Here is an 18125-nt window from a genome sequence, read left to right as displayed (position 1 = left end):
TAATTTGCGCCGCCGCTGCCCGCAATTGCGTGCCTACGGGTATGGGAGCGGCTGCGGCGGCCGGGGTCCGGTGTAGTGCCCGCTGGGACGCATCCGCAGCGGGCGTTCCCCGTACTCCTCCAGGGCATGCGCGATCCAGCCCGCCGTGCGGGAGATCGCGAATATCGTTTCTCCCGCCTCCGCAGGCATGCCCGAGGCGACCGAGAGCACGGCCAGTGCCAGGTCGACGTTCGCGTGCAGGGGCGTGTCGCGCGCCGTGGTGGCGACCACCTCACGGGCGGCGGCCAGGGCCGGCCCCGCCTGCGGGATGCGCGCGAGCAGGCCGAACAGTGTGCGGGCGCGCGGGTCCTCGCCGGTGTACAGCCGGTGCCCGAGCCCCGGCACCCGACGGCCGGCCCTCAGATGGTCCGCCACCACCGGGGCGGCGCCACCGCGTTCCAGGACCTCCGCCAGCATCCGGTGCGCCAGGCCGCTCGCCGCGCCATGCAGGGGGCCCTCCAGGACGCCGAGCCCCGCCGACACCACCGCGTACGGATGCGCCCGGGCCGACGCGGCGACTCTGGCGGCCAGTGTGGAGGCGGCCAGATCGTGGTCGATCAGCAGCGCAAGTGCCGTGTTCAGGGCGGAGAGTGAGGGGTCGTCGGGCTGACGGGCGGCGAGTTTCGGCCACAGTTGACGGGCCAGGCTGTCGGAAGCCGACAGGCGGCCCTCCTCCCCGCTTACCGTCGGCAACGCCGCGACCAGCGCGGGGATCAGGCTCCGCGCGCCCCCGAGCACCGCGTCGCGCGACAGGTCGAAGCGCAGCGGATCCGCGGCAGCCGCGGCGACCACCGCCACCCGCAGCCGGTCCGTGGAGCCGCAGTGCACCGGCAGCGCTCCGACCGCCCGTCGGGCCGCCACCACCGCCTGCTCCGGGGCCGTGAAGCGGATGCCCGGTCGCAGCTCACCGGTCCACAGCCACTCTGCGACCTCCTCGTACGAGTAGCGCGCGGCCAGCTCCGTCGCGTCCACGCCCCGGAAGTAGTAGCGGTCGTCGGCGATGAGGGTGATGCCGGTTCGGACGGCCGGCTCGCCCTGGGCCGAGGACGGTTCCCTGCGCCCATTGCGCCGGACCAGCGCGTCGACCTCCGCAGCGTCGAACGTGCTGCCGCGTCCGCCCGGCGCGCGGCTGCTGCTCAGCTGGCCCCGGCTGACGTAGGCGTACACCGTCTCGGGCTTCACCCCCAGCCGCTCGGCGGTCTCCCGTGTCGTGAGCCGCTGCCCGCCCGCGTCCGGTCGCTGCGCGTCCGCCTCTGATCGCTCCGTCATGCCACCACCGTATCCATATGCCGTCCAGGGCATCCATGAGTGCACATTGATTCAATCAATATTGACAGAGATCCAGTCATGCATGGACAGTCGAATCAATATCAATGAGTACCCGGACCAGTCCACGGAGGAAGCAATGACGACCATGACCGGCGGAACACCGCTCGACGTCCCCCGAGGCCTCGCGGGTGTCGTCGTGACCGATACGGCCCTGGGCGACGTCCGGGGCCGCGAGGGCTTCTACCACTACCGCCAGTACTCGGCGGTGGAGCTGGCCCAGTCCCGCAGCTTCGAGGACGTCTGGTACCTCATGACCGAGGGCGAGCTGCCCGGCCCGGCCGCCCGCGCCGCCTTCGCCGCCCGCACGGCCGCGCTGCGTGTACTGCCGGACGAGGTACGCGAAGCCCTGCCCGCCATAGCGCGGGCGAGCGCGGTGTCGGGGCCCCTGTCCGGGCTGCGTACGGTGCTCTCCCTGCTCGGGGCGTCGGCAGGATTCCGGCCGGTGTACGACATCGATACGGAGCGGCGGCGTGCCGACGCGCTGGCCGTCTGCGCCGCCGTCCCCACCGTGCTGACCGCACTGCACCGCCTCGGCCAGGGGCTCGACCCCGTCGAGCCGCGTTCCGACCTCCCGCACGCGGCCAACTACCTGTACATGCTCACCGGATCCGTTCCGGACGATGCCCGGGTCAGGGCCGTCGAGCAGTACCTGATCTCCACGATCGACCACGGCTTCAACGCCTCGACGTTCACCGGGCGCGTCGTAGCCTCGACCGGGGCGGACGTAGCCGCCTGCCTGGTGGCCGCCGTCGGAGCGCTCTCCGGACCGCTGCACGGCGGCGCGCCCAGCCGCGCCCTCGACACGCTCGACGCGATCGGCACCCCCGACCGCATCGACGGCTGGATCCGCGAACGTGTGCTCGCCGGAGACCGGATCATGGGCTTCGGCCACCCCGTCTACCGCACCGAGGACCCCCGCTCCCGCATGCTGCGGTCCATCGCCCAGGGCTTCGGCGGCCCGCTGGTGGACTTCGCCGTCGAGGTGGAGCGCCAGGTCGAGGCCATCCTCGCCGAGCTGAAGCCGGGGCGCGAACTGCACACCAACGTGGAGTTCTACGCCGGAGTGGTCATGGAGCTGTGCGGGCTGCCGCGTGAGATGTTCACGCCGACCTTCTGCGCGGCGCGGGTCGTGGGCTGGAGCGCCAATATCCTGGAGCAGGCGGAGGACTCGAAGATCATCCGCCCGGCGGCCCGCTACATGGGCCCGCCCCCGCCCCAGCCGGTCCCCGCCGTCTGACCCCGCAGGAAGGCCCCCGTTGAGCTCGTCGTCGCCCCGCAGCCCGCAGATCCCGGTCGTCGTCCTCGCGGGATTCCTGGGATCCGGCAAGACGACGCTGCTCAACCACCTCCTGCTCCACCGCGCGGGCAACCGGATCGGCGTGATCGTCAACGACTTCGGGGCCATCGAGATCGACGCCATGTCCGTCTCCGGGCAGGTCGGCTCCACCGTGTCGCTGGGCGGCGGCTGCCTGTGCTGCGCGGTCGACGCGAGCGAGCTGGACACGTATCTGGAAACGCTGACCCGGCCCTCCGCGAGGCTCGACGTGATCGTCATCGAGGCGAGCGGCCTCGCCGAGCCGCAGGAACTCGTCCGGATGATCCTCGCCAGCGACAACCCGCGCATCGTGTACGGGGGACTGGTCGAGGTGGTCGACGCCGCCGAGTTCGAGGCGACCCGGGAGCGCCATCCGGAGATCGGCCGCCATCTCGCGGTGGCCGATCTCGTCGTGCTCAACAAGACGGACCGGGCCGGGGACGAGGAGTGCGCCCGCATCCGGAAGGCCGTCGCGGAGACCGGCAGCACGGCGGCGATCGTTCCCGCCACGTACGGGCGCATCGACCCGGAGCTGCTCTTCGACCCGGCGCTGCGGCCCGACAGCGAGGAGAAGGCGCGTCAGCTCACCTTCGAGGACCTCTACCTGGAGGAGCGCGCGGCGCAGGACGGCCACGGGCACGACGGCCATCTGCACACCGCGTACGAGAGCGTCGACTTCGACTCCGACGTGCCGATGGATCCGCGGCGGCTGATGGAGTTCCTCGACTCACGGCCCGAAGGGCTGTACCGCATCAAGGGGTACGTCGACTTCGGCGCGGGCGACCCGGGCAACGCCTACGGGGTGCACGCGGTCGGCCGGTTCCTGAGGTTCACGCCCCAGCCCTGGACACGCGGCGGGCCGAAGCGGACCCAGCTCGTCCTGATCGGCTCCGGCATCGACGCACCCGCGCTGCGCAAGGAGCTGGAAGGCTGCCGCGTTACGGGGGAGCCTGCCGCGGAGACGCGGCAGGACGCCGCACACGAGCGAGCCATGTGGGGCGTCCTGCGGTACGTGCGACAGCCCGGCGACGACGACGCGTAACGCGCCCCGCCGCCGGACCGTACGGCCTACACCGGGCCGGCGATCACCGCGACCGGGTTCGCCAGCGGCGTCCCGGAACCGTCGCGCCTCGGGTCGGGCTCGGGCAGCGTGGCCGGGGTGCCGTTCTTCTGCGCGGCCCTGGCCGGCGTCGTCCCCGCCCAGGCGAACACCAGCACGTCCTCGCCCTTCAGGAACCGCTGGCAGCGCACCCCACCGGTCGCCCGGCCCTTGCGGGGGTACTGGTCGAACGGGGTGAGCTTGCAGGTCAGGACCGAGTCGTCCAGCGTGCCGTGCGAACCGGCGACCGTGAACACCGCGGCATCCGCCGCCGGGTCCACCGCCGCGAACGACAGCACCCTGGCCCCCGAGGCCAGCTTGACGCCCGCCATACCGCCGGCCGCCCGTCCCTGCGGGCGCACCTGTGCAGCGGGGTAGCGCAGCAACTGCGCGTCCGAGGTGATGAAGACCAGGTCCTCCTCGCCCGTCCGCAGCTCCACCGCGCCGACGATCCGGTCACCGTCCTTGAGGGCGATGACCTCCAGCTCGTCCTTGTTGGCCGGATAGTCCGGCACCACGCGCTTGACGACGCCCTGGAGCGTGCCGACGGCGAGGCCCGGTGACGACTCGTCGAGCGTGGTGAGGCAGACGACCTCCTCGTCCGCCTCCAGCGTCAGGAACTCCCCGACCATCGCCCCGCCGGACAGATTGGGCGCCGCATGCGTGTCCGGCAGCTGGGGGAGGTCGATCACCGGCAGCCGCAGCAGCCGCCCGTTCGACGTCACCACCCCGATGTCACCCCGGGCCGTCCCCGGCACCGCGGAGACGATCACGTCGTGCTTGGACCGCTTGGCACCCTCGGCGAAGACGATCGGGTCGTCGTTGGCCGTACGCGCCAGCAGGCCCGTCGAGGACAGCAGCACCCGGCACGGGTCGTCCGCCACCTCCAGCGGCACCGACGCGACCTGCGAACCGGCCGACTCCAGCAGCACCGTACGCCGGGCCGTCCCGAACTTCTTGGCGACCGCGGCCAGTTCCGAGGAGACCAGCTTGCGCAGTTCGGCATCCGATTCCAGGATCGTCGTCAGCTCGGCGATCTCGGCATCGAGCCGGTCCCGCTCGCTCTCCAGCTCGATCCGGTCGAACCGGGTCAGCCGGCGCAGCGGCGTGTCGAGGATGTACTGCGTCTGGATCTCGCTCAGCGAGAAGCGCTCCATGAGCCGCTCCTTCGCCTGCGCCGAATTGTCGCTGGAGCGGATGAGCCGGATGACCTCGTCGATGTCGACCAGCGCGACGAGCAGACCCTCGACCAGATGCAGCCGGTTGCGGCGCTTGGTCCGGCGGAACTCGCTGCGCCGGCGCACCACGTCGAAGCGGTGGTCGAGATAGACCTCGAGCAGCTCCTTGAGGCCCAAAGTGAGCGGCTGGCCGTCGACCAGCGCCACGTTGTTGATGCCGAAGGACTCCTCCATCGGCGTCAGCTTGTAGAGCTGCTCCAGTACCGCCTCCGGCACGAAGCCGTTCTTGATCTCGATGACCAGACGCAGGCCGTGCGAGCGGTCGGTGAGGTCCTTGACGTCGGCGATGCCCTGGAGCTTCTTCGCCGAGACCAGGTCCTTGATCTTGGAGATGACCTTCTCGGGCCCGACGGTGAAGGGGAGTTCGGTGACGACGAGGCCCTTGCGGCGCGGTGTGACGTTCTCGACGGTGGCCGTGGCACGGATCTTGAAGGTGCCGCGCCCCTTGGCGTACGCGTCCTTGATGCCGCCCAGGCCCACGATCCGCCCGCCGGTCGGCAGGTCGGGACCGGGGACGAACCGCATCAGCGTCTCCAGGTCCGCGCCCGGATGCTTGATCAGATGCCGGGCGGCGGCGATGACCTCGCCCAGGTTGTGCGGCGGCATGTTGGTCGCCATGCCGACCGCGATCCCGGTCGTGCCGTTGACCAGGAGGTTGGGGTAGGCAGCCGGGAGGACGACCGGCTCCTGCTCCTGACCGTCGTAGTTCGACTGGAAGGCGACCGTCTCCTCGTCGATCGACTCCGTCATCAGCGAGGTCGCGTCGGCCATCCGGCACTCGGTGTACCGCATGGCGGCCGGCGGGTCGTCGTTGCCCAGGGAGCCGAAGTTCCCGTGTCCGTCGACGAGTGGCAGACGCATGGAGAACGGCTGGGCCATGCGCACCAGCGCGTCGTAGATCGACGCGTCGCCGTGCGGGTGCAGCTTGCCCATGACCTCGCCGACGACCCGGGCGCACTTCACGAAGCCGCGGTCCGGGCGCAGGCCCATCTCGTTCATCTGGTACACGATGCGGCGGTGCACCGGCTTCATGCCGTCCCGGGCGTCGGGCAGGGCGCGGGAGTAGATCACCGAGTACGCGTACTCGAGGAAGGAGCCCTGCATTTCGTCGACGACGTCGATGTCGAGGATCTTCTCCTCGAAGTCGACCGGCGGCGGGGTCTTCGTGCTGCGGCGGGCCATCGCTGCTGCGACTCCTTCACGGATTTCGATCGGGCAACCTCAGGTTCCCTCAGGTTCTGACGCGCACCATTGTGGACCGCCGCACCGACAACCCCGACCTCGACCCGTCCCAAAGCCCCCTCGCCGTGCGTCCCGAGGCGCCGGAGGACCCCCTTCCGGGGAATTTCGCGCGAAGCTTCGCCGGGCGGGAACTTCGGCAGGTGCCGGTTCGCTTGCATACAGTGGCTGTGTCTCGAAGCAACCTTTCGAAGCAGCTTCCCGCAGCGGCTTCTTCATATGGACATCCAGTAGCGCGATCGAAGGGACGTACATGCCCATGGGTCACACGGCCACCGCCCAGGCCGGCTCCGGCGGCCTGACAGCGACCGAGCACCGTCTGGCCAATGGCCTGCGCGTGGTGCTCTCCGAGGACCATCTGACCCCGGTCGCGGCGGTCTGCCTCTGGTACGACGTCGGCTCGCGCCACGAGGTCAAGGGCCGCACGGGCCTGGCCCACCTCTTCGAGCACCTGATGTTCCAGGGCTCCGGACAGGTCAAGGGGAACGGACACTTCGAGCTGGTGCAGGGTGCCGGCGGTTCGCTCAACGGCACCACCAGTTTCGAGCGGACCAACTACTTCGAGACGATGCCCACGCACCAGCTGGAGCTGGCCCTGTGGCTCGAAGCCGACCGGATGGGCTCGCTGCTCGCCGCGCTCGACGAGGAGTCCATGGAGAACCAGCGCGACGTCGTCAAGAACGAGCGCCGCCAGCGCTACGACAACGTCCCGTACGGCACCGCGTTCGAGCGGCTGACCGCCCTCGCCTACCCCGAGGGCCACCCGTACCACCACACCCCGATCGGCTCCATGGCCGACCTGGACGCGGCGACCCTCGAGGACGCCCGCACCTTCTTCCGTACGTACTACGCGCCGAACAACGCCGTGCTGTCGGTCGTCGGCGACATCGACCCCGAGCAGACCCTCGCCTGGATCGAGAAGTACTTCGGCTCCATCCCCTCCCACGACGGCAAGCAGCCGCCGCGTGACGGCTCGCTGCCCCCGGTCATGGGCGGCCAGCTGCGCGAGGAGGTCCGCGAGGAGGTGCCGGCGCGCGCCCTGATGGCCGCCTACCGGCTGCCCCACGACGGCACCCGCGAGTGCGACGCCGCGGACCTCGCCCTGACCGTGCTGGGCGGCGGCGAGTCCTCCCGCCTCCACAACCGCCTGGTCCGCCGCGACCGTACGGCGGTGGCCGCCGGGTTCGGACTGCTCCGGCTCGCCGGCGCGCCCTCCCTGGGCTGGCTGGACGTCAAGACGTCGGGCGGCGTCGAGGTGGCCGAGATCGAGGCCGCGGTCGACGAGGAGCTGGCCCGGTTCGCCGAGGAAGGCCCCACGCCCGAGGAGATGGAGCGCGCCCAGGCCCAGTTGGAGCGCGAGTGGCTCGACCGGCTCGGGACGGTCTCGGGCCGCGCCGACGAACTGTGCAGGTACGCGGTGCTGTTCGGCGACCCGCAGCTCGCGCTGACCGCTGTGAACCGGGTCCTCGACGTCACCGCCGAGGAGGTCAAGGCGGCCGCGCAGGCCCAGCTGCGGCCCGACAACCGGGCGGTCCTGGTCTACGAACCGGTCGAGTCCGCCGAAGAGGCCGACACCGACACCGACGCGCATGAAGGGGCGGACCAGTGACCGACGCTGCCGCGACTGAAGTTTCGATGCAATACCACCCCCGGCCCACACCCGGCTCGGCGCGGCCCTGGGCCTTCCCCGCGCCGGAGCGCGGCTCCCTGCCCAACGGGCTGACGGTGCTGCGCTGCCACCGCCCCGGCCAGCAGGTCGTCGCCGTCGAGATCTTCATCGACGCCCCCCTGGACGCCGAGCCCGAGGGCCTGGACGGCGTGGCCACGATCATGTCCCGCGCCCTGTCCGAGGGCACCGACAAGCAGAGCGCCGAGGAGTTCGCCGCCGAGCTGGAGCGGTGCGGTGCGACCCTCGACGCCCACGCCGACCACCCGGGCGTCCGGGTCTCCCTGGAGGTCCCGGCCTCCCGGCTGGCCAAGGCGCTCGGGCTGGTCGCCGAGGCGCTGCGGGCACCGGCCTTCGCGGACAGCGAGATCGAGCGGCTGGTGCGCAACCGGCTGGACGAGATCCCGCACGAGCAGGCCAACCCGGCCCGCCGTGCGGCCAAGCAGCTCTCCAAGGAGCTGTTCCCGGCCACGGCCCGCATGTCGCGCCCGCGCCTGGGCACCGAGAAGACCATCGAGCGCATCGACACCGCGGCCGTGCGCGCCTTCTACGACGCGCACATCCGCCCGTCGGCCGCGACCGTCGTGGTCGTCGGCGACCTCACCGGCATCGACCTGGACGCCCTGCTCGCCGAGACCCTCGGCGACTGGTCGGGGAACACCGTCGAGCCCCGCCCGGCTCCGCCGATCACGGCCGACGACACCGGCCGCGTGATCATCGTGGACCGCCCGGGTGCGGTGCAGACGCAGTTGCTGATCGGCCGCATCGGCGCCGACCGCCACGACAGCGTGTGGCCTGCCCAGGTCCTCGGCACCTACTGCCTGGGCGGCACGCTCACCTCCCGGCTCGACCGGGTCCTGCGCGAGGAGAAGGGCTACACGTACGGCGTGCGGGCCTTCGCGCAGGTGCTCCGCTCCAGTGCCGCTGACTCCGCCTCTGGTGCGACGGGCGCCGCGATGCTGGCCATCAGCGGTTCCGTGGACACCGAGTCCACCGGCCCGGCCCTGGACGACCTCTGGAAGGTCCTGCGCACGCTGGCCGCCGAGGGCCTGACGGACTCCGAGCGCGAGACGGCCGTGCAGAACCTCGTGGGGGTGGCCCCGCTGAAGTTCGAGACGGCCGCCTCCGTGGCGAGCACCCTCGCCGACCAGGTGGAGCAGCACCTCCCGGACGACTATCAGGCGACGCTGTACGCCCGCCTCGCCGAGACCGGCACGGTGGAGGCGACCGCAGCCGCGGTCAACGCCTTCCCGGTGGACCGGCTGGTCACGGTCCTGGTCGGCGACGCCTCCCGCATCGCGGAGCCGGTCCGGGCCCTCGGTATCGGCGAGGTGTCCGTCGTCACCGGCTGACCGGCCGCTTCGCCCGTAGGACGGGCAACGGGGAGGCTCCGGTGCGTGGTTGCGCCGGAGCCTCCCCGCACGACCGAACGCTTTTGCCCGTTATGTGGCTGACTTATGAGTAATGCCCTGATTCACCCTGTGGGATGCGCTACAAAACCCCGTGCCCGTTTGGTGGCTTGAAGTCCGGCCGCTTAGCGTCGGGTCCGCTGTCCGCCACTCGTACGCCGCATCCGTGACGTACCGGGCAGCCATCGCCGAGTCCCCGTCAGGCGCGAGCCGGGGGAGCCGGGGACCCACGCAGTCCCTGGGGTGAATCGGACGCCCGCGCCCCCCATCCGGGGCGAGGCGCCCGTAGGAGACCTTCCTGCTCCGAACCCGTCAGCTAACCCGGTAGGCGAGAAGGAAGGAAAGGACCAGCCACTCCATGGCGTTCACCCGTGCCACCGGGAAGCACCGTGCCCCGAGCCGTCTGACGCGTACCGGCGCCAAGGCCGTCGGCATCGCGACCCTCGCCACCACCGGCGTCATCGGCTCGCTGGCCTCCCCGGCCCTCGCCGCCGACACCGGGACGGCCCCCGCCGCCACCGAGACCGGGCTCTCCCGGATCCTCACCATCGAGAGCACCCTGGCCGACCGGATCGAGGCCCAGGCCACCGCCCAGCAGCGCCTGGCGGACGCCGCCGAGAAGAAGGCGGCTGCCATCGCGAAGGCCAAGAAGAAGGCGGCGGAGGCGAAGAAGCAGGCCGCCGCCAAGGCGGCCAGGGTCAAGGCGGCCGCCAAGGCGAAGGCCGAGGCCGCACGCGAGGCCTCCGCACGCGCCGGCCGCTCCACCGCCCGCACCGCTCTGGGCACCTCCTACCGGCTCCCCGTCGCCGGCTCGTACGTGACCACCGGCTACAAGTCCAGCGGCTCGCTCTGGTCGTCCGGCAGCCACTCCGGCATCGACTTCCACGCCGCCTCCGGCAGCTCCGTCGTCGCCGTCGGCGCCGGTACGGTCGTCGAGGCGGGCTGGGGCGGGGCGTACGGCAACAACATCGTGCTGCGGATGACGGACGGCACGTACACCCAGTACGGCCACCTCTCGTCGATCGGCGTCGCCGTCGGCCAGAGCGTCGCGGCCGGCCGGCAGATCGGACTCTCCGGCTCCACCGGTAACTCCACCGGCCCGCACCTCCACTTCGAGGCCCGGACCACGCCCTCCTACGGCTCCGACATGGACCCGGTCGCCTACCTGCGCGCCCACGGCGTCAGCGTCTGACCGCACAGGCTCCCCGCGAAGGCCCCGGCACCCCGCCGGGGCCTTCGCCGTACCCGTTTCGCCCCGTCCGCCCCGCCCGGCCGTGACCAAAAGATATTCATGAATTCCCGCCCGGCATCGGAAATGCGAGCGCATTGCAATAGAGTCACGGCAGAGGTGTCGATCGGCCGCTGTTCGCGGGGATTGAGGCGGAGGTTCGGACATGCGTGTTCCGGCGCATTCGGTATGCACGGCAATCCGTGAAGACATCGTTTCCGGTGTCTTCGAACGCGGCAGCCGGCTCACCGAGGAGGTGCTCGCACGGCGTTACGGGGTTTCCCGCGTCCCGGTCCGGGAAGCGCTGCGCACCCTGGAGTCCGAGGGCTTCGTGGTCACCCGGAGACACGCCGGGGCCTGCGTCGCCGAGCCGTCGGAGCAGGAGGCCGCCGACCTCCTGGAGGTCCGCAAGCTGCTGGAACCCCTGAGCGCCGCCCGCGCGGCCCAGCGCCGGACGGAGGCCCACCTCAAGGTCCTGCGCGGCCTGGTCCGGCTCGGCCAGGAGCGGGCCCGCCGGGGCGAGGGCGAGGACCTGCGCTCCCTCGCCGCCTGGTTCCACGAGACGCTGGCCCAGGCCTCGGGCAGCCCCGGGCTCATCGCGCTGCTCACACAGCTGCGCCACAAGATCGCCTGGATGTACGCGGTCGACCAGCCCGCCCGTCCGGCCGAGGCGTGGGCCGAGCACGGGGCGCTCGTGGACGCCGTGGCGCGCGGCGACGCCGAGCGGGCGAGGGCCCTGGCCGCGCAGCTCGCCGAACGCCAGGGCGCCGCACACCGGTTGCGCCGGGTCGCCCGCCCCGCATCCGGCATGGTGCCCAGGGCCGGCCGCGTGAGGACTTCGCAACGTGCCGTAAACACCACGAGCGGCCGGAATTAACAAAGGTCGCGTACAAATAAATGAAGGCATGCGTAAAATCGTGAATGGCGGCGAGGCGTTTTCGGCCCGGCCGCCACTTCGGTGAACATACGAAAAAGCCGCGGCTCCCCGTGCAGGGGGCTGCGGCTTTCGCGCGAAAATTCCGGCGGTCGTGACCGTTCGGGCTCAGACGGTCTCCGGAAGCTCTTCCAGGCCCTCGGCGACCAGCTTGGCCAGCCGGTCCAGAGCGGCCTCGGCGTTGTCCGCCTCGGAGGCGAGCACGATCTCCTCGCCGCCCTGGGCGCCGAGGCCGAGCACCGCGAGCATGGAGGCCGCGTTCACCGGGTTGCCGTCCGCCTTGGCGATGGTGACGGGAACGCCGGAAGCCGTGGCGGCACGGACGAAGATGGAAGCGGGGCGGGCGTGCAGGCCCTCGGCCCAACCGACGTTTACGCGGCGCTCAGCCATGGTTCTGCCCTTCACGAATCAACGGTTGTCTAGACCAGTGTCTCATGTGGTGCGCGATGCTCCGGGCCGACCCGCGGGCCCTCCGGGGCCCGTGCCCACGGTCGTCCGGACACCTCAGACTGCCCCGGCCCGGGCGCCCCCGCGACCGGTGCGACGGCCGTAGGCTGGGCCCATGCAGCCCTCTCCGGAGCAGAGTCCGCATCACGCCTACCCCGATCACTGGGAGGCTGACGTGGTGCTCCGCGACGGCGGCACCGCGCGGATCAGGCCGATCACCACGGACGACGCCGAGCGCCTCGTCAGCTTCTACGAGCAGGTTTCCGACGAGTCGAAGTACTACCGCTTCTTCGCGCCCTACCCCCGGCTCTCCGCCAAGGACGTCCACCGCTTCACCCATCACGACTACGTCGACAGGGTGGGCCTGGCCGTGACGGTGGGCGGCGAGTTCATCGCCACCGTCCGCTACGACCGGATCGACGCGACCGGCCGCCCCGCCTCGGCCCCCGCCGACGAGGCCGAGGTCGCCTTCCTCGTGCAGGACGCCCACCAGGGCCGGGGCGTGGCCTCCACCCTGCTCGAACACATCGCGGCCGTCGCCCGCGAGCGCGGCATCCGGCGCTTCGCCGCCGAGGTGCTGCCCGCCAACACCAAGATGATCAAGGTGTTCCGGGACGCGGGCTACACCCAGCGGCGCAGCTTCGAGGACGGCTCCGTCCACCTCACCCTGGACCTCGAACCCACGGCCGAGTCCCTCGCCGTCCAGCGCGCCCGTGAACAGCGCGCCGAGGCCAAGTCCGTGCAGCGGCTGCTCGCCCCCGGCTCCGTCGCCGTCATCGGCGCGGGCCGCAACCCCGGCGGCGTCGGCCGCACCGTCCTGCGCAACCTCCTCGGCGCGGGCTTCACCGGCCGCGTCCACGCGGTGAACAGCGCCCTCGAGGCCGGCCAGGACACCATCGACGGTGTCCCCGCGCACCGCTCCCTGGGCGAGATCGGCGAGCCGGTCGACCTCGCCGTCGTCGCCGTGCCCGCCGACCGGGTCCCGGAGGCCGTCGCGGACTGCGGCGAACACGGCGTCCAGGGGCTGGTCGTCCTCTCCGCCGGTTACGCCGAGTGGGGCGCCGAGGGCCGCGACCGCCAGCGCGAACTGGTCCGCCAGGCCCGCTCGTACGGTATGCGGATCATCGGGCCCAACGCCTTCGGCATCATCAACAACTCGGAGGAGGTCCGGCTCAACGCCTCCCTCGCCCCGGAACGGCCCGCCTCCGGGCGCATCGGTCTGTTCACCCAGTCGGGCGCCATCGGCATCGCCCTGCTCTCCGGCCTCTACCGGCGTGGCGCGGGCCTCTCCACCTTCATCTCCGCCGGCAACCGCGCCGACATCTCCGGCAACGACTTCCTCCAGTACTGGTACGACGACCCGGAGACCGACGTCGCCCTGCTCTACCTGGAGTCGCTGGGCAACCCGCGCAAGTTCACCCGGCTCGCCCGCCGCACCGCCGCCGTGAAGCCCGTGGTCGTGGTCAAGGGCGCCCGGCACAGCGGCTCCACCCCGCCCGGCCACGCCGTCCCCATCAGCCGCATCCCCGACTCGACCGTCTCCGCGCTGATGCGGCAGGCGGGCGTCATCCGCGTCGACACGGTCACCGAGATGGTCGACGCCGGACTGCTCCTCGCCGACCAGCCGCTCCCCGCGGGCGGACGCGTCGCGATCCTCGGCAACTCCGAGTCCCTCGGGCTCCTCACGTACGACGTCTGCCTGGCCGAGGGGCTGCGGCCGCGCCCGCCCATCGACCTCACCACGTCCGCGACCCCGCAGGACTTCCGGGACGCGCTGTCGGCCGCGCTGGCCGACGGGGGATGCGACGCGGTGATCGTCACGGCGATCCCCTGGGTGGGCGAGAACGGCGAGGCGGAACCGGGCGACGGAGAGGTTCTGGCCACCGCCCTGCACACGGCGGCCGCCGCCGGACCGGCCAAGCCGGTCGCCGTGGTGCACGTGGAGATCGGCGGCCTGGCGGAGGCGCTGTCCGCCGCCACCAGCACGGTTTCGCAGCAGCGCCCGGCAACCCAGCCGTTCACCGCGGCCCAGGGCACGTCGACGGCTCCCGCCGAGCCGCCGAGCACGACGGACGGCCGTGCCGGGGCCCCCGCGCCGCCCGGCGTCACGGACACCACCGCCCCGACGCCTCCCGCCGCGCCACCGACCGTCATGGACGCCCCTGCCGGGGCTCCCGCGCCGCCCCCCGCCCACGACGCCCCCACCCCGACACCGACGCCCCCCGCCCCACACGGCGCACCCCGAACGCCCCCGCCGCCCACACCCCCGTCGTCCGCCGCCGCGCAGCCCGCCGCCGCGGAAGGCATCTCCGACACCCCCGGCGTCCCCCAGGACGCCCCCCGCCTCGGGCGTATCCCCGCCTACCCAGCCGCCGAGCGCGCCGTCCGGGCGCTGGCCGAGGCCGTGCGGTACGCGCAGTGGCGGCGCCAGGCAGCCGTGCCCGGTAAGGTGCCCGACTTCCTCGACGACACCATCGACCCCCAGGGCGCCGCCGCCCGCATCGAAGCCCTGCTCGGTGACGACCCCGACCCGCGCGGCCGGCCGCTCGGCCACGACGAGGCCCGCGAACTGCTCGCCTGCTACGGCCTCACCGTCCGCCCCACACTGGCCGCCCCCGACCCGGAGGAGGCGGTGGCCGCCGCCGCCCGGCTCGGCTACCCGGTCGCCCTGAAGACGACCGCCCCCCACCTGCGCCACCGGGCCGACCTCGGCGGCGTACGCCTGGACCTCGACAGCGAGGCCGCGCTGCGCCGCGCGTACGGCGATCTGACCGAACTGCTCGGCAAGCCCGCTGAGCTGCGGCCCGTCGTGCAGGCCATGGCGCCGCGCGGCGTCGACACCGTGGTACGGGCCACCATCGACCCGGCCGCGGGCGCCGTGCTCTCCTTCGGGCTGGCCGGCGCGCCCTCCGAACTGCTCGGCGACACCGCCCATCGCCTGGTCCCGGCCACCGACCGGGATGCCGCGGAACTCATCCGGTCCATCCGCGCGGCCCCGGTCCTGTTCGGCTGGCGCGGGGCGGCGCCCGTGGACACCGCCTCGCTGGAGGAACTGCTGCTGCGGGTCTCCCGGCTGGTCGACGACCACCCCGAAGTGGTCTCCATCGCCCTGGAACCGGTCGTGGTCGCCCCGCAGGGGCTCTCCGTGCTCGGGGCGAGCGTCCGCCTCTCACCGCCTCCGGCCCGGACCGACCTCGGCCCCCGCCGCCTGTCCAACTACTGACCCGCGCCCCCGCTCGCGTCGCCCTGTACCGGCCCGCGCGGGGGCGCAGCGGCGTCCCCGGCAGCCGTCCGGCCCCCGTAGGATGGGTCCCATGGCTAAGACCGGTACGACCACCCAGGGGCTGCGCGCGGCGATCGAGCGCAGCGGCTACTACCCGGCCCTCGTGGCCGAGGCGGTGGAGGCCGCCGTGGGCGGTGAGCCGGTCGCTTCGTACCTCGTGCACCAGGAGACGACCTTCGACTCCAACGAGGTGCGCCGGCACGTCACGGTGCTGGTGCTCACGGACACCCGCTTCATCGTCAGCCACACCGACGAGCAGAACGCCGACACCAGCTCCCCGTCGCCGTACGCCACCACCTCCACCGAGTCGGTCAAGCTCGACCGGATCTCCTCGGTCGTGGTCAGCCGTGTCGTGGCCAACCCGGAGAAGTACGTCCCGGGCACGCTGCCGCGCGAGGTCGTCCTGACCATCGGCTGGGGCGCGGTCTCCCGCATCGACCTGGAGCCCGCCGCCTGCGGCGACCCCAACTGCGAGGCCGACCACGGCTACACCGGCAGCACCACCGCCGACGACCTGAGCCTGCGGGTCAGCGAGGCCGGCGACGGCCCGGACACCGTGCGCCAGACCCTCGCCTTCGCGCAGGCGCTCTCCGAGGCCACGGCCGCGACCCCCGCGGCCGGCCGCTGATGGTTCAGCCGGCCTGGCAGGACGACTTCGTCCCGCTGTCCGTCGAATCCGCGCCCGTCCCGGAGTACGGCAGCGGCTCGCTGGCCGACCTGCTGCCGACCCTGCTCGCGGGTCAGGAAGTGCCGGGCTTCGACGCGGCCATCGGCGAACTCACCCCCGCCGACCGCAACTGCGTCTTCCTGATCGACGGCCTCGGCTGGGAGCAGATCAAGGCGCACCCGGACGAGGCCCCGTTCCTGCACGCGCTGCTGCCGACCTCGCGCGGCGGCACCGGCCGCCCGATCACAGCGGGCTTCCCCGCGACCACGGCGACCTCGCTCGCTTCCGTCGGCACCGGGCTGCCTCCCGGCGAGCACGGCCTTCCCGGTTACACGGTCCGCAACCCCGAGACCGGCGAGCTGATGAACCAGCTCCGCTGGAAGCCGTGGACGCCGCCGAAGGCATGGCAGCCGCACCCCACCCTCTTCCAGCTCGCCGACGCGGCCGGTGTGCGGACCGCCCAGGTCTCCGCCCCGGCCTTCGAGCAGACCCCGCTCACCAAGGTCGCGCTCAGCGGCGGCTCCTTCCTCGGCCGGCTCAGCGGCGAGGAACGGATGGACACCGCCGCCGAACGGCTCGCGGCCGGTGACCGCTCGCTCGTCTACACGTACTACAGCGAGGTCGACGGCAAGGGGCACCGCTTCGGCACCGACTCCGACGCCTGGCGCGGACAGCTGATGCACGTCGACGGGCTGGCCCGGCGCCTGGCCGAGCAGCTGCCGCCGCGCTCGGCGCTCTACATCACCGCCGACCACGGCATGATCGACATCCCGTTCGACGAGCAGTCCCGCATCGACTTCGACGAGGACTGGGAGCTGGGCGCCGGCGTCGCGCTGCTCGGCGGCGAGGGCCGTGCCCGGCACGTGTACGCCGTCCCGGGTGCCGCCTCCGACGTGCTGGCCGTCTGGCGCGAGGTGCTGGGCGAGCAGTTCTGGGTGGCGAGCCGGGACGAGGCCGTCGCCGCGGGCTGGTTCGGTCCCACGATCGACGAGCGGGTGTACGGGAGGATCGGTGACGTGGTCGCGGCCGCCCACGACGACGTGGTGATCATCGCCTCGCGCAACGAACCGCACGAGTCGGCCATGGCCGGCATGCACGGTTCCATGACCCCCGTCGAGCAGTTCGTCCCGCTCCTCGAAGTACGCTCCTAGCCGCGGCGCCTCCGTTCAGCCGCTCTCTCCGCCCGTCCCGAAAGGTGCTCAACCCCTCATGCCCGAGCTTGTGTTCTTCTCCGGGACGATGGACTGCGGCAAGAGCACCCTGGCCCTCCAGATCGGCCACAACCGCTCGGCCCGGGGGCTCCAGGGCGTGATCTTCACCCGGGACGACCGGGCTGGGGAGGGGAAGCTGTCCTCCCGCCTCGGCCTCGTCACGGAGGCGGTCGAGGCGGACGAGGGCATGGACCTCTACGCGTATCTCGTCGCCCAGCTGTCCAAGGGCGGCCGGGTCGACTACGTGATCGTGGACGAGGCGCAGTTCCTGGCCCCCGACCAGATCGACCAATTGGCCCGGGTCGTCGACGACTTGGAGATGGACGTCTTCGCGTTCGGCATCACGACGGACTTCCGCACCCGCCTGTTCCCCGGCTCGCAGCGGCTGGTGGAGCTGGCCGACCGGATCGAACAGCTCCAGGTCGAGGCCCTCTGCTGGTGCGGTTCCCGGGCCACTCACAACGCCCGGACCATAGACGGGGAAATGGTCGTCGAGGGCGCGCAGGTCGTCGTCGGCGATGTGAACCGCCAGGCCGGCGAGGTCGGTTACGAGGTGCTCTGCCGCCGCCACCACCGCCGCCGCGCGACCGCGGCCTCCGCACAGGCGGGCGCCCTCTCCCCGGACGTCCTGCCGGTGTCCTCCACCTGAGTTCAGCCCGCCCGCAGCGGGCAGCCCGAGCCGGCCCGTGCGGAGAGATCGGCCCGCAGCGCGCTGAGTCGGGCCATGCGCGCGTCGATCGCCGCGATCTTCTCCTCGAACAGCGCGGACAGCGCCTCGGCACTGTCGGGCGCGTCGCGCAGCTCCTCGCCGGTCCGCGCGATCTCGGCCAGCGAGAAGCCGAGCGCCTGCGCGGTACGGACGTACGCGAGCCACGGCACCGTCTCCGGCGGGAAGTCCCGGTAGCCGTTGGGCAGCCGCTCCCCGGTGACCAGCCCCGTCCTCTCGTAGAAGCGGATGGCGTCCCTGCTCAGCCCCGTCCGCGCGGCCAGCTCCCCGATGCGCACGGCTCTCCCACCCCCT

Annotated in this window: 14 protein-coding genes and 1 riboswitch; of the genes, 10 read left to right on the top strand and 4 right to left on the bottom strand. The window is 72.3% G+C overall.

All coding sequences use genetic code 11. From position 1 onward, the window contains the following. Positions 1 to 33: 33 nt before the first annotated feature. Positions 34 to 1308 (bottom strand): citrate synthase, encoded by a 1275-nt coding sequence (locus BLW14_RS07195; protein WP_093705475.1) that lies wholly within the window; start codon positions 1306 to 1308, stop codon positions 34 to 36. 136 nt (positions 1309 to 1444) lie between these two features. Here BLW14_RS07195 and BLW14_RS07190 point away from each other — a divergent pair, with 136 nt between their 5' ends. Further along, positions 1445 to 2605 carry a citrate synthase/methylcitrate synthase gene (locus tag BLW14_RS07190; protein WP_093705473.1) on the top strand — a complete coding sequence of 387 codons (1161 nt, stop codon included), beginning with the start codon at positions 1445 to 1447 and terminating at the stop codon, positions 2603 to 2605. Positions 2606 to 2624: 19 nt separating this feature from the next. Further along, positions 2625 to 3725 (top strand): CobW family GTP-binding protein, encoded by a 1101-nt coding sequence (locus BLW14_RS07185; RefSeq protein WP_093705471.1) that lies wholly within the window; start codon positions 2625 to 2627, stop codon positions 3723 to 3725. A 26-nt stretch (positions 3726 to 3751) separates the two neighbouring features. Here the strand turns inward: BLW14_RS07185 and BLW14_RS07180 are convergent, their stop codons facing one another. Next, a complete protein-coding gene (locus BLW14_RS07180) occupies positions 3752 to 6202 on the bottom strand; it encodes a DNA gyrase/topoisomerase IV subunit A (RefSeq protein ID WP_093705469.1) in 2451 nt (816 codons plus the stop codon). A gap of 310 nt (positions 6203 to 6512) precedes the next feature. On the opposite strand from BLW14_RS07180, the gene BLW14_RS07175 reads away from it, so the two are divergent. From BLW14_RS07175 to BLW14_RS07160, 4 genes are all read left to right on the top strand, one after another. After that, complete coding sequence (locus BLW14_RS07175) at positions 6513 to 7868, top strand: M16 family metallopeptidase (RefSeq protein WP_177153912.1); 1356 nt, start codon at positions 6513 to 6515, stop codon at positions 7866 to 7868. Positions 7869 to 7894: 26 nt separating this feature from the next. Beyond that, the gene (locus BLW14_RS07170) at positions 7895 to 9277 is read left to right on the top strand and encodes a M16 family metallopeptidase (protein ID WP_093705467.1); all 1383 of its coding nucleotides are present in this window, start codon (positions 7895 to 7897) and stop codon (positions 9275 to 9277) included. A gap of 233 nt (positions 9278 to 9510) precedes the next feature. Beyond that, positions 9511 to 9679: riboswitch (cyclic di-AMP (ydaO/yuaA leader) on the top strand. A gap of 13 nt (positions 9680 to 9692) precedes the next feature. Continuing rightward, positions 9693 to 10526, top strand: coding sequence for a M23 family metallopeptidase (locus tag BLW14_RS07165; RefSeq protein ID WP_093705465.1), 834 nt, complete (start codon positions 9693 to 9695; stop codon positions 10524 to 10526). Positions 10527 to 10728: 202 nt separating this feature from the next. Continuing rightward, positions 10729 to 11439, top strand: a complete 711-nt coding sequence (locus BLW14_RS07160; RefSeq protein WP_093705463.1) for a GntR family transcriptional regulator — start codon at positions 10729 to 10731, stop codon at positions 11437 to 11439. A 165-nt stretch (positions 11440 to 11604) separates the two neighbouring features. On the opposite strand, the gene BLW14_RS07155 is transcribed toward BLW14_RS07160, so the two are convergent. Beyond that, on the bottom strand, positions 11605 to 11886 hold the full coding sequence (locus BLW14_RS07155) for an HPr family phosphocarrier protein (protein WP_018520603.1): 282 nt from the start codon (positions 11884 to 11886) through the stop codon (positions 11605 to 11607). A 172-nt stretch (positions 11887 to 12058) separates the two neighbouring features. On the opposite strand from BLW14_RS07155, the gene BLW14_RS07150 reads away from it, so the two are divergent. The 4 genes from BLW14_RS07150 to BLW14_RS07135 all read left to right on the top strand — a co-directional run bounded on the left by BLW14_RS07150 (position 12059) and on the right by BLW14_RS07135 (position 17753). Further along, a complete protein-coding gene (locus tag BLW14_RS07150; protein WP_093705462.1) occupies positions 12059 to 15166 on the top strand; it encodes a bifunctional acetate--CoA ligase family protein/GNAT family N-acetyltransferase in 3108 nt (1035 codons plus the stop codon). Between the two features lie 91 nt (positions 15167 to 15257). Next, on the top strand, positions 15258 to 15854 hold the full coding sequence (locus BLW14_RS07145) for a DUF5998 family protein (protein ID WP_018520601.1): 597 nt from the start codon (positions 15258 to 15260) through the stop codon (positions 15852 to 15854). Beyond that, positions 15854 to 17044, top strand: a complete 1191-nt coding sequence (locus tag BLW14_RS07140; RefSeq protein WP_093705460.1) for an alkaline phosphatase family protein — start codon at positions 15854 to 15856, stop codon at positions 17042 to 17044. The genes BLW14_RS07145 and BLW14_RS07140 overlap by 1 nt, the downstream gene beginning before the upstream one ends. Before the next feature lie 58 nt (positions 17045 to 17102). After that, entirely contained in the window at positions 17103 to 17753 is a 651-nt protein-coding gene (locus BLW14_RS07135; RefSeq protein ID WP_093705458.1) for a thymidine kinase, read from the top strand. Between the two features lie 2 nt (positions 17754 to 17755). On the opposite strand, the gene BLW14_RS07130 is transcribed toward BLW14_RS07135, so the two are convergent. After that, entirely contained in the window at positions 17756 to 18109 is a 354-nt protein-coding gene (locus tag BLW14_RS07130) for a MerR family transcriptional regulator (protein WP_093705456.1), read from the bottom strand. Between the last annotated feature and the right edge of the window lie 16 nt (positions 18110 to 18125).

It is taken from the genome of Streptomyces sp. 2131.1, from assembly GCF_900105515.1.
Taxonomy (GTDB): domain Bacteria; phylum Actinomycetota; class Actinomycetes; order Streptomycetales; family Streptomycetaceae; genus Streptomyces; species Streptomyces drozdowiczii.
This window is presented reverse-complemented; position numbering and strand designations above follow the sequence as displayed.

Coding starts and splice junctions, on each gene's coding strand:
- BLW14_RS07195 (WP_093705475.1), bottom strand. CDS start 1,308: ATGACGGAGCGATCAGAGGCGGACGCGCAGCGACCGGACGCGGGCGGG.
- BLW14_RS07190 (WP_093705473.1), top strand. CDS start 1,445: ATGACGACCATGACCGGCGGAACACCGCTCGACGTCCCCCGAGGCCTC.
- BLW14_RS07180 (WP_093705469.1), bottom strand. CDS start 6,202: ATGGCCCGCCGCAGCACGAAGACCCCGCCGCCGGTCGACTTCGAGGAG.
- BLW14_RS07175 (WP_177153912.1), top strand. CDS start 6,513: ATGCCCATGGGTCACACGGCCACCGCCCAGGCCGGCTCCGGCGGCCTG.
- BLW14_RS07170 (WP_093705467.1), top strand. CDS start 7,895: ATGCAATACCACCCCCGGCCCACACCCGGCTCGGCGCGGCCCTGGGCC.
- BLW14_RS07165 (WP_093705465.1), top strand. CDS start 9,693: ATGGCGTTCACCCGTGCCACCGGGAAGCACCGTGCCCCGAGCCGTCTG.
- BLW14_RS07160 (WP_093705463.1), top strand. CDS start 10,729: ATGCGTGTTCCGGCGCATTCGGTATGCACGGCAATCCGTGAAGACATC.
- BLW14_RS07155 (WP_018520603.1), bottom strand. CDS start 11,886: ATGGCTGAGCGCCGCGTAAACGTCGGTTGGGCCGAGGGCCTGCACGCC.
- BLW14_RS07150 (WP_093705462.1), top strand. CDS start 12,059: ATGCAGCCCTCTCCGGAGCAGAGTCCGCATCACGCCTACCCCGATCAC.
- BLW14_RS07145 (WP_018520601.1), top strand. CDS start 15,258: ATGGCTAAGACCGGTACGACCACCCAGGGGCTGCGCGCGGCGATCGAG.
- BLW14_RS07140 (WP_093705460.1), top strand. CDS start 15,854: ATGGTTCAGCCGGCCTGGCAGGACGACTTCGTCCCGCTGTCCGTCGAA.
- BLW14_RS07135 (WP_093705458.1), top strand. CDS start 17,103: ATGCCCGAGCTTGTGTTCTTCTCCGGGACGATGGACTGCGGCAAGAGC.